Raw genomic sequence first — 26,027 nt, 5'->3', positions numbered from 1 at the left:
GCCGGAATGTCGTTTCACCGCTCTTCCAAACAGGGCCCGCCAGCTAGGCGAACCGGATAAGGAAACCCGATGAGCGATTCCTTCATCGACCAGCACAGCTTCAAGCGCATTCTCAACCGCAACATCGGTCTGCCGCTGGGCTTCGGCCTGCTCAGTGCGGTGTTCTTCTGTGCCATCGTCTATTACCTCCTCGAGGTCGGCCACTACGTCGAGCGCTCGGTCAAGCTCGTCGGGACCGCCACCGAAACGCTCAAGCAGCAGGTGGACCTGGAAACCGGCATGCGCGGCTACCTGATCGCCGGCGACGAGACGTTCCTCGAGCCATACGTGCGCGGCCTGCCCAAGCTCAGGCTGAGCCTCGACCAGCTGCGCAGCGAGTCCGACGGCGACCCGTCGCAACTGCGCCGCGTCGAGCAGCTGGAGTCGCTGCACCAGCAGTGGTACGCCTTCAGCCAGGCGGCCATCGAGCGCCGCCGCCAGGGCCTGTCGTACGAGGACTATGTGAAGTCCGGCCGCGGCAAGCTGCTGATGGAGCAGTTCCGCACCGAAATCGATGACTACATCACCGCCGAGCGGCAGAAGCGCAACGGCCGCACGGCCACCGCCGAGACCGTCAGCGCGGCGCTGGTCAGCGGCTTCCTGCTGTTCAGCCTGGTGTTCAGCGGCGTGCTGGTGCTGCTGGGGCGGCGCGATCTGATGTCGCTCTCGACCAGCTATGGCGAATCGCTGAACAAGCAGCAGCTCCATGCCCAGGCCCTGGAAAAGCAGGCCTGGTACCGCACCGGGCAGATGCAGCTGAGCGAGGCGATCATTGGCGAGCTGACCCTGCCGGCGCTGGGCCAGAGCGTGCTCAGCTTCCTGTCCCGCTACATCGACGTGGCGGCCGGCGCGCTCTACGTGATGCAGGAGGGTCGCCTGCACCGCGTCGCCGAGTTCGGCTACGACAAGGAACAGCTCGCCCAGCACCGCACCCTGGATCTGGGCGAAGGGCTGGTCGGCCAGGTGGCCCTCGAGCGGCGGCCGATGGCGCTGAGCGACCTGCCGCAGGACTACCTGAAGGTCAGCTCGGCGCTGGGCGATACCGCCTCGCGCTCGGTCCTGATCGCACCGATCGAGGACAGCGGCACGCTCAACGCCGTGCTCGAGCTCGGCTTCCTGCGGCCGCTCGAGGAAGAGGATGGCGAGCTGCTCAAGCGCATCGCCGACAACGTCGGCTCGGCCATCGAGGCGGCGCGTTACCGCCAGCGGCTGCAGCAGATCCTCTCCGAGACCCAGCAGCTCAACGAGGAGCTGCAGGTGCAGCAGGAAGAGCTGCGCGCGGCCAACGAGGAGCTCGAAGAGCAATCCAACGCGCTGCGCGAATCCCAGGCTCACCTGGAAGAGCAGCAGGCCGAGCTGGAGCAGACCAACGAACAGCTGGCCGAACAGGCCGACACGCTGGCCCGCCAGCGTGACGAGATGGACGAGAAGAACAGCCGCCTGAACGACGCCCAGCTGATGCTGGAAGAGCGTGCCGACGAGCTGCAGCGTGCCAGCCGCTACAAGTCCGAATTCCTCGCCAACATGTCCCACGAGCTGCGCACGCCGCTGAACAGCTCGCTGATCCTGGCCAAGCTGCTGGCCGACAACCCCCACGGCAACCTCAGTGACGACCAGGTCCAGTTCGCCCGTTCGATCTACTCGGCCGGCAACGACCTGCTGAGCCTGATCAACGACATTCTCGACATTTCCAAGGTCGAAGCCGGCAAGCTCGACGTGCTGCCGGAAGTGACCGTGCTGCCGCGCCTGCTCGACGGCATCAAGAGCCTGTTCCTGGCCCAGGCCATCGACAAGTCGCTGCAGTTCGAGGTCGAGGCCGAGGAGGGCCTGCCGCCGAGCATCTTCACCGACCGCCAGCGGCTGGAGCAGATCCTCAAGAACCTGCTGTCCAATGCCTTCAAGTTCACCGAGAAGGGCTCGGTCACGCTCAGGGTGCGGCGCCACGGCATGGGCCAGCTGGCGTTCGCGGTGAGCGATTCGGGGATCGGTATCCCGAAAGACCAGCAGTCGGTGATCTTCGAGGCGTTCCGCCAGGCCGACGGCACCACCAACCGCCGCTATGGCGGCACCGGGCTGGGCCTGTCGATCTCCCGCGAGCTGGCGCAGCTGCTCGGTGGCCATATCGAAGTCGAAAGCGAGCCGGGCTCGGGCAGCACCTTCACGCTGGTCCTTCCGGAAAACTATGTCGCCCCCGTGACCGGGTCCGATGCGGTCGAGGAGCCGGCCCGCGCGGCGCAGCCGGCATTGCCCGCGGCGGTCGAGCCTTCGCGGCCGGCACCGGCGAGCCTCGCCAGGCCGACGGCACGCCCGGCGGCCGAGTCGGCCGGGGAGGAACCTATCGAGCGGGTTCCGGACGATCGCGATACTTATCCGTTCAAGAATCGCTGCGTGCTCATCATCGAGGACGAGCCGCAGTTCGCCCGCATCCTCTGCGACCTCGCCCACGAGCTCAACTACAGCTGCCTGATCGCCCACAACGCCGACGGCGGCTACGACACCGCGCTCGAATACCGGCCCGACGCGATCCTGCTGGACATGCGTCTGCCCGACCATTCGGGCCTGACGGTGCTCGAGCGGCTCAAGGAGAACCCTGTCACGCGGCACATCCCGGTCCACATCGTGTCGGTCGAGGACCGCCGCGAGGCCGCGCTGCACATGGGCGCGGTGGGGTACGCGCAGAAGCCCGCCACCCGCGAGGAACTCAGGTCCGTGTTCGAGCGCCTGGAAGCCAAGCTCGCGCAGAAGGTCAAGCGCATCCTGCTGGTGGAGGACGACGTGCGTCAGCGCGAGAGCGTGTCGCGGCTGATCGAGGACACAGACGTCGAGATCGCCGCGGTCGGCTACGGCGAAGAGGCGCTGGAGCTGCTGCGCAACACCGTCTTCGACTGCGTGATCATCGACCTCAAGCTGCCCGACATGGACGGCCACGAGCTGCTCGAGCGCATGGCCCACGAGGAAATCTGCTCCTTCCCGCCGGTGATCGTCTACACCGGGCGCAACCTGACGCGCGACGAGGAAGCCTCGCTGATGAAGTACTCGCGCTCGATCATCATCAAGGGCGCCCGCTCGCCGGAGCGCCTGCTCGACGAGGTGACGCTGTTCCTGCACAAGGTCGAGTCGGAAATGCCGCCCGAGCGGCAGAAGATGCTCAAGAGCGCGCGCAGCCGCGAGAAGGCCTTCGAGGGCCGCAAGATCCTGGTCGTCGACGACGACGTGCGCAACGTGTTCGCCCTGACCAGCGCGCTGGAGCAGAAGGGCGCCTTGGTGGAAATCGCCCGCAACGGCCATGAGTCGATCGCCAAGCTGCAGCAGGTCAGCGACATCGACCTGGTGCTGATGGACATCATGATGCCGGAGATGGACGGCTTCACCGCGATGCAGGAGATCCGCAAGGACCCGAAGTTCGCCAAGCTGCCGATCATCGCGGTGACCGCCAAGGCCATGAAGAACGACCAGGAACGCTGCCTGAAGGCCGGCGCCAACGACTACCTGGCCAAACCCATCGACCTGGACCGACTGTTCTCGCTGATTCGTGTCTGGTTACCGAAAGTGGAGTTGCTCTGAATGCCGCACCGGATCGTCGATATCGAACTCAGACTGCTGATCGAGGCGATTTTCCTCCAGTACAGTTATGACTTTCGCGGCTACTCCGGTGCCTCGCTCAAACGTCGTGTCCTGCTCTCGCTCAAGCACATGCGGTGCGAGACGATCTCGGCGTTGCAGGAAAAGGTCCTGCGCGAGCCCCATGCGTTCATGGAGCTGATGCAGTTCCTCACCATCCCGGTCAGCGACATGTTCCGCGACCCCAGCTACTACCGGGCGCTGCGCGAGCAGGTGGTGCCGGTGCTGCGCACCTACCCGTCGCTGAAGATCTGGATCGCCGGCTGCAGCACCGGCGAAGAGGTCTACTCGCTGGCCATCCTGCTGCGCGAAGAGGGCTTGCTGGAGCGCTCCCTGATCTACGCCACCGACATCAACCCGCGTTCGCTCGAACAGGCCCAGCGCGGCATCTTCGCCATCAGCCACGTGCGCAAGTACACCGAGAACTACCAGCAGGCCGGCGGCAAGACGAGCTTCTCCAACTATTACACCGCCGCCTACGACTCGGTGATCATGGACAAGTCGTTGCGCGAGAACGTGACCTTTGCCGACCACAGCCTGGCGACCGACAGTGTATTCTCCGAAACGCACCTGATTTCCTGCCGAAACGTGCTGATCTATTTCAACCGGCCGCTGCAGGATCGTGCGTTCGGCTTGTTCCACGAGTCCCTGTGTCATCGGGGCTTCCTGGGGCTGGGCAGCAAGGAGTCGGTGGAGTTTTCCGGCTACGCGGACAGCTTCGAGCCGTTCGTCAAACCGGAACGGATCTTCCGCAAGCTATGAGCGGTTACCTGCGCGGCTCGCTCCGGGCACGCCGGCCCGCCATCGAGGCGGTGGTCATCGGCACCTCGGCGGGAGGCCTCGAAGCCCTGTCGGCGCTGGTCAGCGGGCTGCCGGAGAAGTACCGGGTGCCGTTGCTGGTGGTGCAGCACGTTCCGGACAGCGGACCGACGCAACTGGCCGAGATCTTCCAGCGCAAGACCCGGTTACACGTCAAGGAAGTGGACGAAAAGGAACAGGTGGCCGCCGGTACGTTATATTTCGCGGCGCCTGGGTATCATCTGCTGGTCGAGGACGACCTCACACTGTCGCTCAGCCAGGATGACCCGGTACACCATTCGCGGCCTTCGATCGATGTCCTGTTCGAATCCGCGGCCGACGTCTGGGGCCCGAGGGTCGCCGGCGTCCTGCTCACCGGCGCCAACGAGGATGGCGCCGCTGGCCTTGAGGCAATACACGAGGCAGGAGGGCTGACCATCGTTCAGGACCCTTGCGAGGCGGCTGTCGACACCATGCCGCGCGCCGCGATCGGGCGCTTCGTCCCGGATCACGTACTGCCCTTGCATGCTATTCACCAGCTGTTGCGCGAATTGGAGTGACACAGATGCAGGATCATACCGATGAGGCGAAGCTGCTGATCGTCGATGATTTGCCGGAAAACCTCTTGGCTCTCGACGCCCTGCTGCGGGCGCCGGGACTCGCCGTGCATCAGGCCCTATCAGGTGAAGAGGCGCTCGAACAGCTGCTTCAGCATGAATTCGCCCTGGCCATTCTCGATGTGCAGATGCCGGGCATGGACGGCTTCCAGCTGGCCGAGCTGATGCGCAGCACCGAACGCACCAAGCACATCCCCATCGTCTTCGTCAGCGCCGCCGGGCGCGAACTCAATTATGCCTTCAAGGGGTACGAGACCGGCGCCGTGGACTTCATGCACAAGCCGCTCGACCCCCATGCGGTGCGCAGCAAGGTCAGCGTATTCGTCGACCTGTACCGCAACCGCAAGCACATGCGCCGCCAGCTGGACGAGCTCGAGCGCAGCCGCCGCGAGCAGGAGCTGCTGCTCGACGAGCTGCGCAGCACCCAGGTCGAACTGGAAAACGCCATCCGCATGCGCGACGACTTCATGTCGATCGTTTCCCACGAGCTCAAGACCCCGCTCAACACCCTGATTCTCGAAGTGCAGCTGCGCAAGCTTCAGCTGGGCCGCAGCAACTTCGCAGCGTTCTCCGAAGACCGCCTGAGGCAGATGGTGGAAAAGGACGAGCGCCAGGTGCAGAGCCTGATCCGCCTGATCGACGACATGCTCGACGTTTCGCGCATCCGCACCGGCAAGCTCTCGATTCGCCCGTCGCGCTTCGACCTCGGCCGCATGGTCGAGAACGTCGCCCAGAGCTTCGCGCCGCAGATGGCCGCCCAGGGCTGCGAACTGCGCATCGAACGCTGCGAGCCGGTGGTCGGGGTCTGGGACGAGTTCCGCATCGAACAGGTGCTGGCCAACCTGCTGACCAACGCCATGCGCTACGGCGCCGGCAAGCCGGTCACGGTACGCGCCTGCGCCACCGAGGAAGGCGCGCGCATCGAGGTCCAGGACCAGGGCATCGGCATCAGCCCGCGTAGCCTGGAGCGCATCTTCTGCCAGTTCGAACGTGCCGAAGGCAGCGAAAGCAGCGCGGGCCTCGGGCTCGGCCTGTTCATCGCCGAACAGATCGTCAAGGCCCACAACGGGCGCATCCATGTCTGGAGCCGGGAGGGCGAGGGCGCCTTGTTCAGCGTGGTGCTGCCGCTCGATGCGGTCGCGGAAAACAACAACCTCAACGCGCCCCTGCTGCGGACCTCTTCGGCGCGCGGCTGACCGGCCGCCGCACGCCAGGAGCGAATGCCCCGGGCAACGGTCGAAACCGCGAGGGCGCCGTCGCCCTAGCCGGTGGAGACTGTCCGTGCCCCGAACCCTGATCTGGTCTTTCCTGCTGCTGGCCGCGCTCTACGCCGGGATCTGTCTGCTGCTGTTCGTCTACCAGCGCGGGTTGATCTACTTCCCCCAGCCACGCCAGCTCGATGCGCCGAGCCTCGTGTTGCAACAGCCCGACGCCTCGGTTCAGGTCTCGCTGCGGCGCCATGACGGGCCCAATGCGCTGATCTACTTCGGTGGCAATGCCGAGGACGTCTCGCTCAACCTGCCGGATTTCACCCGCGCCTTTCCCGACCACGCGCTGTACCTGATGCATTACCGCGGCTACGGCGACAGTGGCGGCTCACCCTCGGAAGAGGCGCTGGCCGCCGATGCCCTGGCGCTGTACGACCGGGTTGCCACCGCGCACCGCTGCATCGTGGTGGTGGGCCGCAGCCTCGGCAGTGGCGTGGCGATCCGCCTGGCCAGCCAGCGCCCGGTGTCCAGGCTGATCCTGGTCACGCCCTACAACAGCCTGGCCGAACTCGCTGCCCGCCAGTTCCCCGTCTTCCCGGTGGGCTGGCTGCTCAAGGACCGCTTCGAATCCTGGCGTCATGCCGGCGCGATCACCGTCCCCACCCGGCTGATCGTCGCCGAACGGGACGACATCATCCCGCGTGCGAGCAGCGCACGCCTGCTGAGCCACTTCCCGCCCGGCGTCGCGTCGCTGCACCCGGTCCCGTCGCGGGGCCACAACGACCTGTCCCTCAGCCCCGCGTACCTGCCGCTGCTTCAGGCCGGCGTGTGCCCGCCGGCCTCCGCACCCCTCAGCGCACCACCCAGCGCTGGCTGACCGTCGCGCTGTTGCCCGAGCCGGTCTGGCTCACCGATGCCCGGGAGCCGGACAGATAGCTGGTGATATCGGCCTGGTTGGCCGTTCCGTGCTGCAGCAGCTGCACCTCGGTCACGCCGCCGTCCTGGGCGACGGACGCGAGATTGGCCTCGCCGATCTGCTCCAGGGTGAGTTCGTTGAAGCGGCTGGCATGGCGGATGTGGGCCTCGTTGTCATCGCCGGTCTGGGCGAGCTCGATCTCGCTCCAGCCGAGCTGGCCGATGGTCACGAGGTTGCCGTCGCCGTCCTGGCTCAGCTGCAGCTCGTTATGGTTGGAGGCCTGGCGCATATCCACCGAGTTGCCGTTACCGGTGGAGGCGCCGGTAATGGTGTTCTCCGAGCCGCCCTGGTCGGCCTTGAAGACGTTGCCCGAGCCGTTCTGGGTGAAGGTCAGGTCGTTGTTCGGCGTTTGCCGCACCACCATCTCGTTGCCCGTGCCGGTCTGCGCCAGCGTTGCGTGGGCGTTGCTGTCCTGTTCGACGTCGATGGCGTTACCCGAGCCCGTCTGAGTCGCCACCAGGTCGGTTCCCCGCCAGTACTCGTCGAGGCGCTGGGTCGCGGCTATTCGGTTGTCGTCGCCGGTCTGATCCAGTTGGGCGGACATGACCCATCCTTCCTGCGACACCTCTATCCGATTGCGGTCGCCCACGACATGCGAGCGCACCGTGCCGTAGTTCCCGCTCTGGACGATGTGATGGACGTTTTCCTGGCCGCTCTGATCGATGGTTATGAAGAAGTCGTCTCCTTGCAGCTGCTCGATGAGGACCCGGTTATCCGCTCCGTTCTGATAGAGCTTCGTATCGCCCATGAACGTTTGCGTCACGTCAGCCTCGTTACGCTCGCCGTCCTGGACGATCAGAACCGTGTTGTAGTGCTCCCCGGCTAGCTCCAACAGGCCGATGTGGTTGTCGTCACCGCGCTGGATCAGCTCGGCGCCGGCGTAACGGCCATCCTGTGTGGCTTCGATGCTGTTGCGGTTACCGATTTGATCGATGACGGCATTGCTGTGGGTGACATTGTTCTGGGTGACGCCGGCCCGATTCGCCATGCCTTCCTGCCGAACCACCACTTCGCTCTCGGAACCATCCTGTGCAACCGCTGCCCAGTGCCCCTCTCCACGCTGCTCGATCAGTGCCACCATCGCACCGCCCGTTTGGTTCTGTTCTGCAGCGGCCGCCAAGGCGGACGTTGCGCAAAACATCAAAGAAAGGGCCGCCACAGGGAAACGTTTCATGATGAAGCCTCGCACATTGTTAGCGTTATGAACGGGTACGACAGACGGATCATCCCGGTTGGATGGTGCTCTTGGAGGGGCGTCGGGGGAAATCAATCGAATGGTGTAAAGGCAGGAGGAATATGGCGCTAGAGGGATTAGCCTGCGCTTTCCAGGATTCGCAGATCGAAAGCAGACGCGTCGAGAGCCTGCCGGGCCCACCCTCCGAAGCCTGAAAACCGCTCGCGCCCAGGTCACCGAATCGTCACGGACACTTCACGCGATCGACATCCGCGCTCCCTAAGGTCTGTCCAAAGCCACCGGCATCCATTCGCCGGCAGACAGAGGACAGCCCGATGACCGCCGCGATTTGTATAGACAAGTTGAACAAGACGTTCGGCGCCAAGCATGCCCTGCATGGCCTGAGCCTGACCGTCGAGCCGGGTGAGATGGTCGCGCTGATCGGCGCCTCCGGCTCCGGCAAGTCCACGCTGCTGCGGCACGTCGCCGGGCTGGCCCGGGGCGATCGCCAGGGCGGTGGGCGCATCGAGGTGCTCGGCCGGCCAATGCAGGCCGACGGCCGCCTCGACGGCCGGGTACGCCGGCTGCGCGCCGACATCGGCTACATCTTCCAGCAGTTCAACCTGGTCGGTCGCCTGAGCGTGATGGACAACGTGCTGCTCGGCTTTCTCGGGCGCATGCCGCGCTGGCGCGGTTCGCTCGGTCTGTTCACCCAGGCGCAGCGCCGGGAAGCGCAGGAGGCGCTGGGCCGCGTCGGCCTCGCCGACTTCGGCGCGCAGCGCGCCTCGACGCTCTCCGGCGGCCAGCAGCAGCGGGTGGCGATCGCCCGCGCGCTGACCCAGCGCGCCGAGGTGATCCTCGCCGACGAACCCATCGCCTCGCTCGACCCGGAATCGGCGCGCAAGGTGATGGACATCCTCGCCGACATCAATCGCCAGGACGGCAAGACCGTGGTGGTCACCCTGCATCAGGTCGACTACGCGCTGCGCTACTGCCGCCGCGCGGTGGCGCTCAAGGGTGGCCACATCCATTACGACGGGTCCTGCGACGCGCTCGACGGGGCCTTTCTCAACGAGTTGTACGGGGCGGATCTCGACACCCGCCTGCTGTTCTCCGACCGTGCCCGGACCACCGGTGAGGGGCCTCGTGCCCTGTCGTTCGCCAGGGCCTGAGCCTTCACTCGCGTTCAACCCACAGGAGCGTCTTCCATGTTCAACCGTATCGGTCGTGTCCTGGCCGCCTCCGCGCTGCTCACCGGCTCCCTGCTCGGCGGCGCGCAGGCCGACGAACCCAAGGAACTGAACTTCGGCATCATCTCCACCGAGTCCTCGCAGAACCTGCGCAGCGTCTGGGAACCCTTCCTCTCCGCGATGGGCGAGCAGACCGGGATGAAGATCAACGCCTTCTTCGCCCCCGACTACGCCGGGATCATCCAGGGCATGCGCTTCGGCAAGGTGGATCTCGCCTGGTATGGCAACAAGTCGGCGATGGAAGCGGTCGACCGCGCCGGTGGCGAGGTCTTCGCCCAGACGGTTGCCGCCAACGGCGCACCGGGCTACTACAGCCTGATCGTCGCGCACAAGGACAGCGACATCGACTCGGTCGAGCAGATGCTCGCCCGGGCCAAGGACCTGACCTTCGCCAACGGCGACCCGAACTCCACCTCCGGTTACCTGGTGCCCGGCTACTACGTGTTCGCGCAGAACGGCGTCGACCCGAGCAAGGCCTTCAAGCGCGCGCTCAACGGCAGCCACGAGGTCAACGCGCTGTCGGTGGCCAACCGCCAGGTCGACGTCGGCACCTTCAACAACGAGGGCATGGAGCGCCTGCAGCTCACCGCGCCGGACAAGGCCGCGCAGCTCAAGGTGATCTGGCAGTCGCCGCTGATTCCGGCCGACCCCATCGTCTGGCGCAAGAATCTGCCGGAAACCGTCAAGGGCAAGATTCGCGACTTCTTCATGAACTACGGCGCCAGCGACGCCGAGAAGCAGGTGCTTGCCGGCCTGCAGTGGTCGCCGTTCCGCGCCTCGGACGACGACCAGCTGCTGCCGATCCGCCAGCTCGAGCTGTTCAAGAAGCGCACCGAGGTCGCTGCCGACAGTCGCCTGGACGAAACCGACAAGCAGGCCCGCCTGGCCGAAATCGACGCCCAGCTGGACGCGCTCAAGGTGCGCATGGCCGAGCGCGAGAAGAGCCTGGCCAAGGCCGGCTGATCGTCCGGGCCGCCCGCTGCGGTGGGCGGCCCGCCATTTGCGAGGTTGACGATGACTGCACTGACCACCACTCCCTCCGCCGAGGCGGCCGGCAAGCGCTCCTGGGGCCGCCTGATCGGCTGGGGCCTGTTCCTCGCAGTGCTGGGCTGGTCCTGGCAGGGCGCCGAGATGAACCCGCTGGCGCTGTTCCGCGACGCCGGCAACATGGCGGTGTTCGCCGCCGATTTCTTCCCGCCGGATTTCTCCAACTGGCGGATGTACCTCCAGGAGATGATCGTCACCGTGCAGATCGCCCTCTGGGGCACGGTGCTGGCGATCCTCTGCGCCATCCCGCTGAGCATTCTCTGCGCCGAGAACATCATGCCCTGGTGGGTCTACCAGCCGGTGCGCCGCCTGATGGACGCCTGCCGTTCGATCAACGAGATGGTGTTCGCCATGCTGTTCGTGGTCGCTGTCGGCCTCGGGCCGTTCGCCGGCGTGCTGGCCTTGTTCGTCAGCACCACCGGGGTGCTCGCCAAGCTCTTCGCCGAGGCGGTCGAGGCGATCGATCCGGGCCCGGTCGAGGGCGTGCGCGCCACCGGCGCCAGCGCGCTGCAGGAAGTGATCTTCGGGGTCATCCCGCAGGTGCTGCCGCTGTGGATCTCCTACGCGCTGTACCGCTTCGAGTCCAACGTGCGCTCGGCCACGGTGGTCGGCATGGTCGGCGCCGGCGGCATCGGCGTGATCCTCTGGGAGGCCATCCGCGGCTTCCAGTTCGCCCAGACCGGCGCGCTGCTGATCGTGATCATCCTGGTGGTGAGCCTGATCGACATCCTCTCCCAGCGCCTGCGCAAATCCTTCATCTGAGCCAGGAGGCCTTTTTCATCCATGGACCTGTCTAGACAAGAGCAACCGCTTTACCGGGCGCTGGCCGAGCGCCTGCGCGGCGAACTGCACCGCTTCGCCCCCGGCGACTACCTGCCCGGCGAACTCAGCCTGGCGGCGCGCTTCTCGGTCAACCGACACACCCTGCGTCGCGCGGTCGACGAGCTGGTGCGCGAAGGGCGCCTGCTGCGGCAGAAGGGCAAGGGCACCCAGGTGTTGGCGCAGCCGATGATCTACCCGATGCAGGCCGGCAGCGCCTACACCGCCTCGCTCTCGGCGCAGGGACACGGCGTCGAGGCCGTGCTGCTGGGTCGCCGGATACGTCCGGCCAGCGACGCCGAGGCCAGGCACCTGCAGCTCGAGCCCGGCAGCGAGCTGCTCGAACTCGACACCCTGCGCCTGATCGACGAGCAGCCGGTCAGCCTGATACGCCACCGCTATTGCGCCAGCCGCGAGCCGCTGCTGGCCGACTACCGCGGCGGTTCGCTGCGCAGCCACCTGGCCGCGCATGGCCTGACCCTGAGCCGCGCCTACAGCCTGATCGGCGCGCGGCTGCCCGAGGCGGAAGAGGCCAAGCGGCTGCTGATGCCGCGCCACGCGCCGTTGCTGACGGTGCTCACCCTGTCCCAGGACCTGGCCGGGCGGCCGGTCGAGCTGTCGTACTCGACCAGCCGCGCCGACTGCTTCGAATACCAGGTCGCCCCCTGATGGAGAACGCCATGAACGCAATCGATACCGCCGCCAGGCAGCGCTGGATGGGCGTGCTCGCCCGCGCCGGTGCGGCGCTGGGCGCCCACGAGGCGCGCCTGAAGGACACCGCCTACCAGCTGATCCGCGCCCCGGAGATCGGCATGACCCTGGTGCGCGGGCGCATGGGGGGCACCGGCGCGGTCTTCAACCTCGGCGAGATGACCGTCACCCGTTGCGTGGTGCGCCTGGCCGACGGGCGCACCGGCTACAGCTACGTCGCCGGGCGCGACAAGCGCCACGCCGAGCTCGCGGCGCTGGCCGACGCCCACCTGCAGGGCCGCGACCAGCGGCACTGGCAGGCAACCCTGATCGAGCCGCTGGCCCGCGAGCAGGCGGCCCGCCGCGCCGCGCAGGCCGCGGAAACCGCTTCCACCCGCGTGGAGTTCGTCACCCTGGTCCGAGGAGAGAGCTGATGAGCGATGCCCAATACCTGCAACCGGCCTTCGAGCGCCCCGCCGAAGCCGCCCAGCAGACCTTCCGCGCGGCGCTCAGGGCGCTCGCCGAACCGGGTCTGGCGCGGCCGCTGCCGTCGACCCCGACGCTCGAGCGCATGGCCCCGGCCACCTACGCGCTGTGCCTGAGCCTGCTCGACGCCGACACCCCGGTGTGGCTGGCCCCGGCCTTCGATACCCCGGTGGTGCGCGCCAACCTGAGCTTCCATTGCGGCTGCCCGGTGGTGGAGCACCGCGAGCAGGCGGCTTTCGCCGTGCTCGACGCCAGCGATCTGGCCGACCTGTCCGGCTTCCCGTTGGGCAGCGAGCGCTATCCGGACCAGTCCTGCACGCTGCTGGTCCAGCTCGAGCGCCTGGACGGCGGCGAGGCGCTGGCCTGGCAGGGGCCGGGCATCGCCGGGCAGCGTCAGGTCGACCTGCCGCTGCCGTGGCCGTTCTGGCAACAGCGCGACCTGCACGGCGACTTCCCGCGCGGGCTCGATCTGTTCTTCACCGCCGGGCAGGCGCTGCTCGGCCTGCCGCGCAGCACCCGCTGCCGGGCACCGGTCAGGGAGGCCAGCTGATGTACGTAGCCGTCAAGGGTGGCGAACAGGCCATCGACAACGCACACCGGCTGCTGGCGAAAAAGCGCCGCGGCGACACAGCTCGACCGGCCCTGGAGGTCGCGCAGATCCGCCAGCAGTTGCCGCTGGCGGTGGCACGAGTGATGAGCGAGGGCTCGCTGTACGACGAGGAACTGGCGGCGCTGGCGATCAAGCAGGCGGCCGGCGACCTGCTGGAGGCGATCTTCCTGCTGCGCGCCTACCGCACCACGCTGCCGCGCTTCGCCGCCAGCGTGCCGCTGGACACCGGGCGCATGCAGCTGTCGCGGCGCATCTCGGCGACCTACAAGGACCTGCCCGGCGGGCAGCTGCTCGGGCCGACCTTCGACTACACCCACCGTCTGCTGGACTTCGCCCTGCTGGCCGAGGGCGAGCCGGCCGCCGCGCCGGCCGAGAGCCAGGCGCCAGCGAGCCTCGAACCCTGCCCGCGGGTGCTGGAGATGCTCGGCCGCGAGGGGCTGATGACCCCGGAGCGCGACGAGGGCGCGCCGGTGCCGGACATGACCCGCGAGCCGCTTGAGTTCCCCTCCAGCCGCGCCCAGCGGTTGCAGGCGCTGGCCCGCGGCGACGAGGGCTTTCTCCTCGCGCTCGGCTACTCGACCCAGCGCGGCTACGGGCGCAACCACCCGTTCGCCGGCGAGATCCGCATCGGCGAGGTGGAGGTCTGGCTGGAAACGCCGGAGCTGGATTTCCCGGTGCCGCTCGGCGACATCGAGGTTACCGAGTGCGAAATGATCAACCAGTTCGTCGGCCACACCCCCGAGCAGGCGCAGTTCACCCGCGGCTACGGGCTGGCCTTCGGCTACGCCGAGCGCAAGGCGATGGGCATGGCGCTGGTCGACCGCGCACTGCGCGCCGGCGAATACGGCGAGGAAGTGCAGGGGCCGGCGCAGCAGGAAGAGTTCGTGCTGGCGCACTGCGACAACGTCGAGGCGGGCGGCTTCGTCTCGCACCTGAAGCTGCCGCACTACGTCGACTTCCAGGCCGAGCTGGAGCTGATCCGCAAGATGCGCCAGCCGGCGCAGACCGGACAGGCCCAACCCGCCCCGCTCGAGGAGAACCGCGCATGACCGTCCTTCACAGCCAAGCCCCGGCCAGCGAGACCGGCGACGCGTACGCCTTCGCCTACCTGGATGAGCAGACCAAGCGGATGATCCGCCGCGGGCTGCTCAAGGCGGTGGCCATCCCCGGCTACCAGGTGCCGTTCGGCGGCCGCGAGATGCCGCTGCCCTACGGCTGGGGCACCGGCGGCATGCAGGTGACCGCCGCCATCCTCGGCACGGACGACGTGCTCAAGGTGATCGACCAGGGCGCCGACGACACCACCAACGCGGTGTCTATCCGGCGCTTCTTCTCCCGTACCGCCGGGGTCGCCACCACCACCCGCACACCCGAGGCGACGGTGATCCAGACCCGCCACCGGATTCCGGAGACGCCGCTGTCGAACGACCAGATCCTGGTGTTCCAGGTGCCGAATCCCGAGCCGTTGCGCTTCATCGAGCCGGCCGAGACGGAGACGCGCACCATGCACGCATTGCGTGACTACGGCGTCATGCACGTCAAGCTCTACGAGGACATCGCTACCTTCGGCCACATCGCCACGGCCTACGCCTACCCGGTGACGGTGGACGAGCGCTACGTGATGGACCCCTCGCCGATCCCCAAATTCGACAACCCCAAGCTGGACATGAGCCCGGCGCTGATGCTGTTCGGCGCCGGCCGCGAAAAGCGCCTGTACGCGGTGCCGCCCTACACCCGGGTGGTGAGTCTGGACTTCGAGGACCACCCCTTCGCCGTGCAGCGCTGGGACGAGTGCTGCGCCATCTGCGGCAGCCGCGACTCCTTCCTCGACGAGCTGATCGTCGACGACGCCGGGACCAGGCGCTTCGTCTGCTCCGACACCGATTACTGCCGTCAGCACCAACAGGAGACCGGCCAATGAACGCCGCTCAGCCCCTTTCCCAGGCGGACGTCGGAGCCGACGCGCCGCTGCTGCAGGTCAGTGGCCTGACCCGCCTGTACGGGCCGGACACCGGCTGCCAGGACGTCAGCTTCGAACTCTATCCCGGCGAAGTGCTGGGCATCGTCGGCGAGTCCGGCTCGGGCAAGTCGACCCTGCTCGGCCTGCTTTCCGGACGCTGCCCGCCGGACCGCGGCAGCGTCGCCTACCGCGACCGTCACGGCCAGTGGCTGGACCTCTACAGCGCCAGCGAGGCCGAGCGGCGCACGCTGCTGCGCACCGAGTGGGGCTTCGTCGAGCAGCATGCGCGCGACGGCCTGCGCATGGGCGTGTCGGCCGGCGCCAACATCGGCGAGCGGCTGATGGCCCAGGGCGTGCGCCACTACGGGCGGCTGCGCGAGGCCGGGCTCGAATGGCTGCGGCAGGTGGAAATCGACCCGGCGCGCATCGACGACGTGCCCGGCACCTTCTCCGGCGGCATGCAGCAGCGCCTGCAGATCGCCCGCAACCTGGTCTCCGGCCCGCGCCTGGTGTTCATGGACGAGCCCACCGGCGGGCTCGACGTGTCGGTCCAGGCGCGCCTGCTCGACCTGCTGCGCGGCCTGGTGCGCGAGCTGAACCTTTCGGTGGTGATCGTCACCCACGACCTCGCCGTGGCGCGCCTCTTGGCCGACCGGCTGATGGTGATGCGTCGCTCGCGAGTGGTGGAGACCGGCCTCACCGACCAGGTGCTGGACGACCCGCAGCATGCCTACACGCAGCTGCTGGTGTCCTCGGTGCTGCAGCCATGAGGGGCCTGGTACGAATCAGCCGGCCCATGGCCAGGACTTCGCCCCGAACCCGTCCTGCGGCCTTCACCTTCCTCCTTCCGTTGCGAGGTAACCCATGAACAACCCGATCGAAGTCCGCGACCTGCACAAGCGCTTCACCCTGCACCAGCAGCAAGGCGTGGTGCTGCGGGTGCTCGAGGGGCTGAGCTTCGAAGTGCGCGCCGGCGAATGCCTGGTGCTGCACGGCCGTTCCGGCGCCGGCAAGTCGACCCTGCTGCGCAGCCTGTACGGCAACTACCTGGCCGATGGCAGCATCCGCATCCTGCACCGCGGCGCGCCGCTGGAGCTGATCGGCGCCGCGCCGCGCCAGGTGCTCGCGGTGCGTCGCGAAACGCTCGGCTACGTCAGCCAGTTCCTGCGGGTGATCCCGCGGGTGTCCTGCCTCGACGTGGTGACCGAGCCGGCGCTGGCGCGGGGCTGGTCGCGCGAGCGGGCCGAGGCCCGCGCCCGCCAGTTGTTGACCCGGCTGAACATTCCCGAGCGCCTCTGGGCGCTGGCGCCCGGCACCTTCTCCGGCGGCGAGCAGCAGCGCGTCAACCTGGCGCGCGGCTTCATGGTCGAGTGGCCGGTGCTGTTGCTCGACGAGCCCACCGCTTCGCTGGACGAGGCCAATCGTCAGGTGGTGCTGCAGCTGATCGCCGAGGCCAAGGCCGCCGGCACCGCGGTGATTGGCATCTTCCACGACCGCGCTGCCCGCGAGGCGGTCGCCGACCGTTACCTGGACATGACCGGCGAGGACTACGCCAATGCCAGCTGAAATCATCCTGAGCAACGCCCGCCTGGTCACCGCCGAGCGGGTCATCGACGGCTGCCTGGTGGTGCGCGACGGGCTCATCGCCGCCATCGACGAAGGGCGCAGCGGCCTGCCGCAGGCGCTCGACCTGGGTGGCGACTACCTGCTGCCGGGGCTGGTCGAGCTGCACACCGACAACCTGGAAAAGCACATGACCCCGCGCCCGGGCGTCGACTGGCCGTCGGCCTCGGCGGTACTCAGCCATGACGCGCAGATCATCGCCGCCGGCATCACCACGGTGTTCGACGCGCTGTCGATCGGCGACGTCAACCCCAAGGGCAAGCGCATGCAGCAGCTGCCGATCATGCTCGAGGCGATCGCCAATGCCGCGATGCAGGGGCACAGCCGCGCCGAGCACCGCCTGCACCTGCGCTGCGAGGTCTGCCACCCCGACACCCTGGGCGTGTTCCGCGACCTGGTCGGCCACCCGCTGGTGCAGCTGGTCTCGGTGATGGACCACTCGCCGGGACAGCGCCAGTTCGTCCAGGAGGACAAGTACCGCGAGTACTACATGGGCAAGTACCAGTTCGACGCCGAGCAGATGGCCGACTTCAGCTGCCGGCAGAAGGCCAATTCGCTGGAGCACAGCGACCGCCAGCGGCGCGCCATCGTCGAGGAATGCCGGGCGCGCGGGCTGTCGGTCGCCAGCCACGACGACGCCACCCTCGAACACGTCGCCGAGTCGGCAGGCTTCGGCATGTCCATCGCCGAGTTCCCGACCACCCTGGAGGCCGCGCAGGCCAGCCACCGGGCCGGGCTCAAGGTGCTGATGGGCGCGCCGAACGTGGTCCGCGGCGGCTCGCACTCGGGCAATATCGCCGCCGCCGAACTGGCGCGTTGGGGTGTGCTCGATATCCTCTCCAGCGACTATTATCCGGCGAGCCTGCTGCCGGCCGCGCTGATGCTGGCCGAGCAGGACAACGACTACGACCTGCCGCGGGCGGTGAGCACCGTCACCCGCGCACCGGCGGTGGCCGCCGGGCTGGTCGATCGCGGCGAACTTCAGGTCGGCCTGCGCGCCGACCTGCTGCAGGCGCGGGTGGCTGGTACGCAGGCGGTGGTGAGGCAGGTCTGGCGCAAAGGGGAACGGGTGTTCTGATGAACGGACGGTTGATCTATCTGATGGGACCCTCGGGCTCCGGCAAGGACAGCCTGCTGGACGCGGTGCGCGAGCCCGTGCTGGCGGCTGGCGGGCGAATCGCGCGGCGCGTCATCACCCGCTCGCCGGAAGCGGTCGGCGAGGATGCGCTCGGCGTGTCCCCGCAGCGCTTCGAGCAGATGCTGGCCGAGGGCGCCTTCGCCCTGCACTGGCGCGCCAACGGGCTGGCCTACGGCATTCCGCGGCAGATCGACGAATGGCTGGCCGAGGGCCGCGACGTGCTGGTCAACGGCTCGCGCGGGCATCTGGCCGAGGCTCGGCAGCGCTATCCGGACCTCTGCGCGGTGCTGCTCAGCGTCGAGCCGCAGGTACTGCGCCAGCGCCTGCTGGCGCGCGGCCGTGAAAGCGCCGATGAGATCGAGGCGCGGCTGGCGCGCAACGAGCAATTGCAGGGGGAGGGCGAGGACTGCCTGCGCCTGGACAACTCCGGCAGCCTGGCGCAGGCCGCCGAGACGCTGTTGCAGCTGATCCGGGGACGCGCATGCGCCTGACCCTGCTCGGCAGCGGCAATGCCCGACAGGTGCCGGTCTACGGCTGCGACTGCGTCGCCTGCGAGCGTGCGCGCCGTGATCCGGCACACCGGCGCGGGCCGTGCAGCGCGCTGGTCGAATGCGGCGAGCAGCGCTGGCTGCTGGACGCGGGCCTGACCGACCTCACCGAGCGTTTCCCCCCGCATGCGCTGAGCGGCATCCTGCTCACCCACTACCACGCCGACCACGCCCAGGGGCTGCTGCATCTGCGCTGGGGGCTCGGCCTGACGATCCCGGTGCACGGTCCGGCGGACGCCGAGGGCCTGGCAGACCTCTACAAGCACCCGGGCATCCTCGACTTTTCGCGGCCGCTCGCTGCCTTCGAGCGCCGCGAGCTGGGCGCGCTGACGGTGACCGCCGTGCCCCTGGAGCACTCCAAGCCGACCCTGGGCTACCTGCTCGAAGGGCAGGGGCGGCGCATCGCCTACCTCACCGACACCCTCGGGCTCGCTGAACCGAGCGCCGCGGTGCTCGCGGCGCAGCCGCTGGATATTCTGGTGCTGGACTGCTCGGCGCCGCCGCAGCCGGAGCCGCGCAACCACAACGACCTGCCGCGCGCCCTGGCGATCGTCGAACGGCTGCGCCCGACCGAGACGGTGCTGACCCATATCGGCCATACCCTCGATGCCTGGCTGCTGGAACATCCTGCGGCCCTGCCGGCAGGGGTGAGCCTGGCCCACGACGGGCGGCTGCTATAGGCGTCTATCCAGGAGCGTGGGGACCGCTCCCACGGACCGCGTCGCCTGTCGTTTCTCCTGCCGGCAGTGCTGGAGTGGGCGAGCGATCAGATGAATAGGCTGTGATGCTGAGCCGGCGATTTCCAGGATATCCCAGCGAACCAGGGAGGCACGCTGACTAGTGCGCTCCGGCCAGCGCGATCGCGTCGGCGCCGGCGGGAAAACGCAGCCGCTGCGTTGAATCGTTGGCTGCACGCCAAACGACTTCTGCCACATCGGTTTCCCTCGTCACCTCGCCGGCTTGCGTGAATGTCGTGAATATCGCCTGCGCGAATGAAGCGTACGGCTCCGGAACCAGCCCCTGCATGCGAGCCTGCCCGTTGTAGGCGAAGCGGGTGGTGGGGCCGTAGCCGGGTTCCACCAGCTTCGTGCTGATGCCGAAATGCCTCAGCTCGTGCTCCAGGGATGCCGTGAAGCCTTCGATGGCCATCTTGCTGGCGGTGTAGGCCGCCACCAGGGGCATCGGCGCCAGCGCCACGCTCGAGGTCACATTGACGATAGTGCCTGCTCGGCGGTTGCGGAACTGCGGGATGACCGCCTGACACATCGCCATCACCCCGAAGGTATTGGTCTCGAAAATCTCACGCACGGTTGCCATGGGCGTTGCTTCGAAGGCTCCGAACAAACCGATGCCAGCGTTGTTCACCAGCACATCGATCGGCCCGCTGCCCTCCAGGGCAAGCGCGATGCTGTCGGGCCGGGTTACGTCCAGGGGCAGCACGTGAATACGGTCGTCGTCGGGCAGCAGTTCGTGTCGGGGTGTACGCATCGTGGCTATGACGTTCCAGCCCTGGGCGTGAAAGTGGCGCGCGATTTCCAGGCCGTAGCCGGACGAGCAGCCGGTGATCAGTGCAGTTTTCATTTCAGTCTCCAGTGCGATTTGATTCGAAGACACGATAGGCAGTCGGCTCTGGATGATCTAAGGTGAAAATCCTGATTTATCTACCGATCGTCCAAGATATGAATGATCCCCTTTCTGAGGTCGTCAGGTTCCTGCGTCCACGAGCGGTCTTCGCCAACGTCGTCAGTGGCAAGGGAAACTGGGCGGTGCGTTATTCGCGGTATGGGCTGCCGAGCTTCTGCATCGTGCTGGAGGGGAGCGCGCTGCTGGCGGTCGATGGACACGAGCCCATCCGCATCAGTGCGGGCGATTTCATTCTGCTGCCCGCCACGCCGGGCTTCATGCTGTCCAGTTTCGCGCCGGTGCCGCCGGTCTACCTGAACCCTCACGACGTTGCCGGAGGGCGTGACGAGGTGCGCTATGGCGAGCGGGAAGGCACGCCCGACATGAGGTCGCTCGGCGGCACCTTCCTGTTCGATTGCGTGGATCCTGGCCTGTTGCTGTCCTTGCTGCCGGAGGTGGTGCATGTGCAAGGCTCGACACGGCTGCAGCAACTCGTGAACCTGGTGGGCGAGGAGTCCGCGGCCCGGGAGCCGGGAAGCGATTTCATGCTGTCGCGGCTCGTCGACCTGTTGCTGGTCGAGGCGATGCGCTCGAAAACGGCCCCGGGTGCCCCTCCAGGCTTACTGCGAGGCCTGGGCGATGAGCGCCTGGCTCCGGCGCTTCGGCAAATGCATGCGCGGGTGGGGCATCCGTGGACGGTCGACCAATTGGCCAAGGTGGCCGCGCTTTCCCGCTCCGCGTTCTTCGAGCGCTTCACGCGGACCCTGGGCGTGGCGCCGATGGAATACCTGCTGGCCTGGCGCATGAGGATCGCGAAGGAACTGCTTCGTGGGGGCGGCCTCTCGGTCTCCGATGTCGCCGAGCGGGTGGGCTATGGGTCCGCCAGCGCTTTCGGCTTCGCATTCGCCCGGCATGTCGGCGAGTCACCCAGCCGATACGCCCGCAGGCAGGGGGCTGGCCAGTAGCCGGCGTCAGGGAAGGTTCCGGTTACGCCGAATGGTGTTCCTCGTCCCTGTATCGGCGTGCGCCGGTGCCCCCTTGGCGCGTCACCGATGTAGACGGCTGCAACGGGGGCGCTTATGGTGGCGGCGCGGCGAGCGCCGTTCTGAGTAACCACCGCTTTAATCTGACCGAGCTGCGCCTGATGAAACTGGCCCGCCGACAACGTTCGCTGATCATTTGGGGGCTGTACCTCAGCGTCTTCATCGCCGGGCTGGCTTGTGCGTATTGCCACGGACAGATGGCAGGCCTGCAGCTTGTCGGTTCCAGTGCCCATCATCACTCCGCCTCGCACATGGACAGTCATGCGGGCAGCCACGACCACTACCACGGGGGCCACGGCGTCCAGGCGAGCCACGACAGCTCGTCGATGAACGCGCTCATGGGGAGTGGCTGCGCCGTGACGAGCCTGTTTGGCGCGGTGATGGTTGCCGCCCTTTTTGGTCTGATCGGTCGGTTGCCGCTGAATCCCATCCGGCCGCCGCCTGCGCCCGGCCTTCCGACAACGCCTCGTTATCACTGGCCTGCCGCCAACCCTCGCGCCTCCCCAGCACTGCTTCCTGCTACCTGAGTTCGCCTTCACGACTCCGGCTTTTTTCACGCCGGCGGCGGGCTTTGTCGAATCCAAAACCACAGGAAGCTCTTCATGTTTCGAGCCACGACCCTTGTGCTGCTTGTTGGCAGCGCACCGTTTGCTTGGGCGCAAAAAAACGACGCCCTGACGCTACCCGCAGATACCGTCACCGCTGTCGCGGCAGAGCCCGACGAGGCCACCGGTATCAACCTGGACAGAACCATCGAGAGCGGCTCGCGCCTCACTATGAGCGCTCGCGAAAATCCGGCATCGGTCAGCGTGGCTGACCGAGCGACCATGGAGCGCATCGGGGCGCGCAACTTTCAGGACGCCGCCAATGCCTTGCCTGGCGTGAATGCCTCGGCTCCGCCCGGTTGGGGCGGTTATGTGGCCTACCGTGGTTTCAATGGCGCGCAGATCGGCCAGTTATTTAACGGCATCAACCTGCAATACGGCGGCTCGGCCCGCCCCGTTGGCGCCTGGATCTATGATCGTGTGGAGCTGCTGGGCGGCCCGTCGTCCTTTCTTAACGGTAGCGGTGCAGTCGGCGGTAGCCTCAACTTCATTACCAAGCTGGCCAGCCGAGACGAGGACAGTATTGAGGGCCGGCTAAGCTATTCGCGCTACGACACATGGGAAACCGCCATCGGTCTCAACCAGGCACTCAACGAGGGCGACGGGCCGCGCCACTATGCGCGTCTGGATTACAGCCGTACCAATACCAATGGCTACATCGACCGCCAGGAAAACGGTGCCGGCAACCTGGCGTTCTCCCTGCTCACCGACCTCAACGACCGGCTCTCCCATACGCTGGCCATCGAGTACCTTGAAGAGAAGGAAGACAGCCCGTACTGGGGCTCGCCGGTGTTGCAGCCGCTGAGCGGAACGCTGCATATCGACAAGCACAACCGCTTCGACAACTACAACGTCGAGGATGGCCGCTACGAGCAACGTACCCGCTGGCTGCGTTCGATCACGGACTACCGTTTCGACGACGCGACTCAAATGCGCAATACCTTCTACCACTACAAGGGCAACCGCGATTACCGCAACCTCGAGCGCTACCGTTACAACGCAGACAACACGGGGGTGACGCGCTCCGCGGCCTATCGGCAACGGCATGATCAGGAGGTGAATGGCAACCGTCTCGAACTGATTCATGCCGGCGAGCTGCTCGGCCTGGCCAGCGACTGGGCCTTTGGCCTGGAATACAGCAGCAACCGGCAGACCAACTACCCGCTGTCGATATCGGCGAACTTCGATACGGTCGATCCGAATGGCTTCGACCCAGGCGGATTCCTCGACATCCCCGGCATGGATGCGCCGCGTACCAAGGGCCGCAGCACCTGGACCGACACCACCTCGGCGTTCGTCGAGAACCGCACCCGGCTGACGGAGCGCCTCGCGCTCGTCACCGCGTTGCGCTACGACCATATCGATTTCGACATAGTCGACCACGCGGCCGGCGCCGAACTTGATCGGCGCTGGGATGCCTTCACCGGGCGGGTCGGGCTGGTCTATGACCTGACCGATACCGTTAGCCTCTACACCCAGTACAGCACCTCCGCCGAACCACCAGGCGGCACCCTGACCAGTGCGAGCATCGGTCAGGTTGGCGATTTCGACCTGAGCACCGGTCGGCAGGTTGAAGTCGGTACCAAGTTCGATTTCCTCGATGGGCGTGGTTCGGCCACGGCAGCGGCATATCGCATCGTGCGCAAGAACATCTCGGTGCCGTCCTCCACCGTGCCGAACACCACCGAGCAGGCCGGTCAGCAGACCTCCACCGGTATCGAGCTGGCGGCTGCGTTCAGGATTACCCCGCAGTTGCTGGCCGCCGGCAATGTCGCCTGGGTGCGCGCCGAATATGACGAGTTCAACGAAACCGACAACGGCGCGGTGGTTTCACGCAAGGGCAAAAACCCGGTGAACATTCCCGACCGTGTCGCCAACCTCTGGTTGACCTACGACCTGGCGCCAGATTGGCAGGTCGGGGCCGATGCGCGCTACGTCTCTTCGGTCTACGCCAATACCGCCAACACCATGTGGGTGCCGTCCTACACGGTCTACGGGATGTTCATCAAGCATGACCTGAACGCACATACCGAGCTGAGCGCGCGCCTGCGCAACGTTACCGACGAGGTCTATGCCCGTTTCATCCACCAGAGCAACACCCAGTACTACCTGGGCGAGCCACGCAGCCTGGAAATGGCAGTGCAATGGCGTTACTGACGATGCTGAAGCGCCAGTTCTACCTCTGGCATCGCTGGCTGGGCATCGCACTGTGCCTGCTGATGGCGCTGTGGTTCGTGTCCGGCGTAGTGATGCTCTATGTCGGTTATCCCAAACTGACGCCGGGCGAGCGCCTTGGGCACCTGCCTGCGCTGCCTGCCGCGTGCTGCGCCGAGGTGCCGGCGCAGTGGGCGCGGACTCCGCTGCAGCGGTTGCGCCTGACCAGCCTGGGCGGGCGGCCGTTCTACCTGCTCGACCTGGCCGACGGACGTCGCGTGGCCCTCGATGCCCGCAGCGGCGAACCTCTCGAGCGCGCCGACGAGGGCTGGGCGTTGGCCGGCGCCCGGCAGTATGCCGGCGACGTGCCACTGATCTATCGCGGCCAGTTCGACGAAGACGTCTGGACGCATTCGCGCGCCCTCGATGCTGATCGCCCGTTGCACCTTGTCGAGTTGGGAGATGCCGAGACAACCTGGCTCTACCTTTCAGGAAGAACCGGTGAGGTGGTGCGTGATGCCAGTCTGGGGGAACGGCGCTGGAATTGGTTGGGGGCCTGGCTGCACTGGTTGTACCCGTTGCGCGGTGGGTTCGGCTTCGACAACGGCTGGCGTGTGTTGGTGATCGCCTTATCCCTGCTCGGCACGGCCGTGGCCGTGCTGGGCATGGTGGTCGGTGTGATGCGCTGGCGGTTGCGCAAACCCTATCGCAACGGCTCGCGTAGCCCTTACCCGGGTGGTTGGTTGCGTTGGCACCATATCGGCGGATTGCTGTTCGGGGGCGTGCTGGTGGCATGGATCTTCAGTGGTTTGATGTCCATGCGCCCGTGGAGCGTGACCGACAGCCGATCGCGTCTCGACGCTGCGGCCATGCAGGGCGGCACGCTTCGCGCTTCGGATCTTTCGATCTCCGTCACGCAGGCGCTGCAGTTGCTACGCGCGGAGCTGGAAGTGGTCGAGCTGGAATGGCGCCGCCTGGATGGCGATACCTATCTAGTGGCGCGCGATTCAGCCGGCAACAGCCGCATCCTGCAAGGCGAGACACTCATTCGGGAGCTTCCTCGTGAGCGGCTGCTCGCTGCAGCTCGAACCATGGCATCTGCATCTGTATCGGCGGATACCGACTGGATCGAACGCTTCGATTCCTATTACTTCGCCCGCGACGTGCAGAGCATGTATGGCCACCTGAGCCGGCCGCTTCCGGTGCTGCGGGTGCGTTTCGGCGATCCCGAGCAGACCTGGATATACCTTGATCCTGCCAGCGGAGAGATGGTCGCGCGTCACGATCAGCGGCAACGAATCGGACGCTGGCTGTTCAATCTGCTGCACAGCTGGGATTGGCAACCGCTGCTGGTGCGCCCACGTCTGCGAGAAGCTCTGATCATCGCCTTCAGTCTCGGAGGTTTTGTCATTTGCGTCAGTGGCACCGTTTTGGGCTGGCGGCGTTTGCAGCGCCAGCGCAGACGTCGACGCGACGTGCCACGGACCCCGATGGAAACAGGCCCCAAAGCCAAGGCGTCTCCCAAATAACTGGAGCGGCAGGTCGGCAGGAGACCGAACCAGTTGGATCACCGCGGCGCTTCAGGTGGTGTACATGCTTGCGCTGGGTGGTGAGAGCCGGGGCGCGGCGGGACAAGCGGTTCGGCTTGCCAGGTGAGGTGCGGCCAGCCGGGCTGTTGCCAGATCCAGAAGGGGATTCATGGATTTGCTCGCCTGTGAGCCGATCAGCGACTCTATTCGGCTCACTGCCGAGCTCCACTCCAGGGGGCGCTCGGGACAAGGAAGGTTTGTTCAGGGCACGAAAAAGCCGCGCAGTGCGCGGCTTTGAAGATGGTGGGCCCACACGGACTCGAACCGTGGACCAAAGGATTATGAGTCCTCTGCTCTAACCAACTGAGCTATAGGCCCCCAGAAGGCCGGCGGATTATACCGGCGGGCTTTCCCGGGCGCCAAGGTTTGTGCCGTTGCGCGTGCAGGGCTGGATGGGCGTGCCGGCGTG

24 protein-coding genes and 1 tRNA gene are annotated in these 26,027 nt (G+C 66.8%); 22 read left to right on the top strand and 3 right to left on the bottom strand.

Annotated elements, in window-relative coordinates:
* Positions 1-69 precede the first annotated feature (69 nt).
* From DN824_RS07735 to DN824_RS07715, 5 genes are all read left to right on the top strand, one after another.
* Positions 70-3,603 (top strand): response regulator, encoded by a 3,534-nt coding sequence (locus tag DN824_RS07735; RefSeq protein WP_138407773.1) that lies wholly within the window; start codon positions 70-72, stop codon positions 3,601-3,603.
* Positions 3,604-4,422 (top strand): CheR family methyltransferase, encoded by an 819-nt coding sequence (locus DN824_RS07730; protein WP_138407772.1) that lies wholly within the window; start codon positions 3,604-3,606, stop codon positions 4,420-4,422.
* On the top strand, positions 4,419-5,018 hold the full coding sequence (locus DN824_RS07725) for a chemotaxis protein CheB (protein WP_138407771.1): 600 nt from the start codon (positions 4,419-4,421) through the stop codon (positions 5,016-5,018). The genes DN824_RS07730 and DN824_RS07725 overlap by 4 nt, the downstream gene beginning before the upstream one ends.
* Before the next feature lie 5 nt (positions 5,019-5,023).
* The gene (locus tag DN824_RS07720; protein ID WP_138407770.1) at positions 5,024-6,271 is read left to right on the top strand and encodes a hybrid sensor histidine kinase/response regulator; all 1,248 of its coding nucleotides are present in this window, start codon (positions 5,024-5,026) and stop codon (positions 6,269-6,271) included.
* Between the two features lie 85 nt (positions 6,272-6,356).
* A complete protein-coding gene (locus tag DN824_RS07715) occupies positions 6,357-7,160 on the top strand; it encodes an alpha/beta hydrolase (protein WP_241666657.1) in 804 nt (267 codons plus the stop codon).
* Here the strand turns inward: DN824_RS07715 and DN824_RS07710 are convergent.
* Positions 7,135-8,433 carry a hypothetical protein gene (locus DN824_RS07710; protein ID WP_138407768.1) on the bottom strand — a complete coding sequence of 433 codons (1,299 nt, stop codon included), beginning with the start codon at positions 8,431-8,433 and terminating at the stop codon, positions 7,135-7,137. The genes DN824_RS07715 and DN824_RS07710 overlap by 26 nt on opposite strands.
* A gap of 335 nt (positions 8,434-8,768) precedes the next feature.
* Between DN824_RS07710 and phnC the strand changes: the two genes are divergently transcribed.
* The 13 genes from phnC (at position 8,769) to phnP (ending at position 19,284) form a co-directional block, all read left to right on the top strand.
* Positions 8,769-9,605: a phosphonate ABC transporter ATP-binding protein gene (phnC, locus tag DN824_RS07705; RefSeq protein ID WP_138407767.1), complete on the top strand. Its 837-nt coding sequence runs from the start codon at positions 8,769-8,771 to the stop codon at positions 9,603-9,605.
* Positions 9,606-9,641: 36 nt separating this feature from the next.
* Positions 9,642-10,646 (top strand): phosphonate ABC transporter substrate-binding protein, encoded by a 1,005-nt coding sequence (gene phnD / locus DN824_RS07700; protein ID WP_138407766.1) that lies wholly within the window; start codon positions 9,642-9,644, stop codon positions 10,644-10,646.
* Between the two features lie 51 nt (positions 10,647-10,697).
* A complete protein-coding gene (gene phnE / locus DN824_RS07695; protein ID WP_138407765.1) occupies positions 10,698-11,492 on the top strand; it encodes a phosphonate ABC transporter, permease protein PhnE in 795 nt (264 codons plus the stop codon).
* 21 nt (positions 11,493-11,513) lie between these two features.
* Positions 11,514-12,218, top strand: a complete 705-nt coding sequence (gene phnF / locus DN824_RS07690) for a phosphonate metabolism transcriptional regulator PhnF (RefSeq protein ID WP_138407764.1) — start codon at positions 11,514-11,516, stop codon at positions 12,216-12,218.
* The gene (phnG, locus tag DN824_RS07685) at positions 12,218-12,673 is read left to right on the top strand and encodes a phosphonate C-P lyase system protein PhnG (protein ID WP_414718399.1); all 456 of its coding nucleotides are present in this window, start codon (positions 12,218-12,220) and stop codon (positions 12,671-12,673) included. The genes phnF and phnG overlap by 1 nt, the downstream gene beginning before the upstream one ends.
* Positions 12,673-13,275, top strand: coding sequence for a phosphonate C-P lyase system protein PhnH (gene phnH, locus DN824_RS07680; RefSeq protein ID WP_138407762.1), 603 nt, complete (start codon positions 12,673-12,675; stop codon positions 13,273-13,275). The genes phnG and phnH overlap by 1 nt, the downstream gene beginning before the upstream one ends.
* Entirely contained in the window at positions 13,275-14,384 is a 1,110-nt protein-coding gene (locus DN824_RS07675) for a carbon-phosphorus lyase complex subunit (RefSeq protein ID WP_138407761.1), read from the top strand. Before phnH ends, DN824_RS07675 begins: the two co-directional genes overlap by 1 nt.
* Entirely contained in the window at positions 14,381-15,256 is an 876-nt protein-coding gene (locus tag DN824_RS07670) for an alpha-D-ribose 1-methylphosphonate 5-phosphate C-P-lyase PhnJ (protein ID WP_138407760.1), read from the top strand. Before DN824_RS07675 ends, DN824_RS07670 begins: the two co-directional genes overlap by 4 nt.
* Positions 15,253-16,065 (top strand): phosphonate C-P lyase system protein PhnK, encoded by an 813-nt coding sequence (gene phnK / locus DN824_RS07665; protein WP_138407759.1) that lies wholly within the window; start codon positions 15,253-15,255, stop codon positions 16,063-16,065. Before DN824_RS07670 ends, phnK begins: the two co-directional genes overlap by 4 nt.
* A gap of 94 nt (positions 16,066-16,159) precedes the next feature.
* A complete protein-coding gene (phnL, locus tag DN824_RS07660; protein ID WP_138407758.1) occupies positions 16,160-16,861 on the top strand; it encodes a phosphonate C-P lyase system protein PhnL in 702 nt (233 codons plus the stop codon).
* Positions 16,851-17,996 carry an alpha-D-ribose 1-methylphosphonate 5-triphosphate diphosphatase gene (locus DN824_RS07655; protein WP_138407757.1) on the top strand — a complete coding sequence of 382 codons (1,146 nt, stop codon included), beginning with the start codon at positions 16,851-16,853 and terminating at the stop codon, positions 17,994-17,996. Before phnL ends, DN824_RS07655 begins: the two co-directional genes overlap by 11 nt.
* Complete coding sequence (phnN, locus tag DN824_RS07650) at positions 17,996-18,547, top strand: phosphonate metabolism protein/1,5-bisphosphokinase (PRPP-forming) PhnN (RefSeq protein WP_138407756.1); 552 nt, start codon at positions 17,996-17,998, stop codon at positions 18,545-18,547. Before DN824_RS07655 ends, phnN begins: the two co-directional genes overlap by 1 nt.
* Positions 18,538-19,284 carry a phosphonate metabolism protein PhnP gene (gene phnP / locus DN824_RS07645; protein ID WP_138407755.1) on the top strand — a complete coding sequence of 249 codons (747 nt, stop codon included), beginning with the start codon at positions 18,538-18,540 and terminating at the stop codon, positions 19,282-19,284. The genes phnN and phnP overlap by 10 nt, the downstream gene beginning before the upstream one ends.
* Before the next feature lie 157 nt (positions 19,285-19,441).
* Here the strand turns inward: phnP and DN824_RS07640 are convergent, their stop codons facing one another.
* Complete coding sequence (locus DN824_RS07640; RefSeq protein WP_138407754.1) at positions 19,442-20,185, bottom strand: SDR family oxidoreductase; 744 nt, start codon at positions 20,183-20,185, stop codon at positions 19,442-19,444.
* Positions 20,186-20,247: 62 nt separating this feature from the next.
* Here DN824_RS07640 and DN824_RS07635 point away from each other — a divergent pair, with 62 nt between their 5' ends.
* The 4 genes from DN824_RS07635 to DN824_RS07620 all read left to right on the top strand — a co-directional run bounded on the left by DN824_RS07635 (position 20,248) and on the right by DN824_RS07620 (position 25,558).
* Complete coding sequence (locus tag DN824_RS07635; RefSeq protein WP_241666639.1) at positions 20,248-21,192, top strand: AraC family transcriptional regulator; 945 nt, start codon at positions 20,248-20,250, stop codon at positions 21,190-21,192.
* A 179-nt stretch (positions 21,193-21,371) separates the two neighbouring features.
* Positions 21,372-21,797: a DUF2946 domain-containing protein gene (locus DN824_RS07630; protein ID WP_138407753.1), complete on the top strand. Its 426-nt coding sequence runs from the start codon at positions 21,372-21,374 to the stop codon at positions 21,795-21,797.
* A 75-nt stretch (positions 21,798-21,872) separates the two neighbouring features.
* Entirely contained in the window at positions 21,873-24,032 is a 2,160-nt protein-coding gene (locus tag DN824_RS07625) for a TonB-dependent receptor (RefSeq protein WP_174236480.1), read from the top strand.
* Positions 24,033-24,037: 5 nt separating this feature from the next.
* Positions 24,038-25,558 carry a PepSY domain-containing protein gene (locus tag DN824_RS07620; protein WP_241666670.1) on the top strand — a complete coding sequence of 507 codons (1,521 nt, stop codon included), beginning with the start codon at positions 24,038-24,040 and terminating at the stop codon, positions 25,556-25,558.
* A gap of 301 nt (positions 25,559-25,859) precedes the next feature.
* On the opposite strand, the gene DN824_RS07615 is transcribed toward DN824_RS07620, so the two are convergent.
* Positions 25,860-25,936: transfer RNA gene (locus DN824_RS07615), tRNA-Ile, on the bottom strand.
* Positions 25,937-26,027 lie beyond the last annotated feature (91 nt).

This window comes from Stutzerimonas nosocomialis, assembly GCF_005876855.1.
Taxonomy (GTDB): Bacteria; Pseudomonadota; Gammaproteobacteria; order Pseudomonadales; family Pseudomonadaceae; genus Stutzerimonas; species Stutzerimonas nosocomialis.
This window is presented reverse-complemented; position numbering and strand designations above follow the sequence as displayed.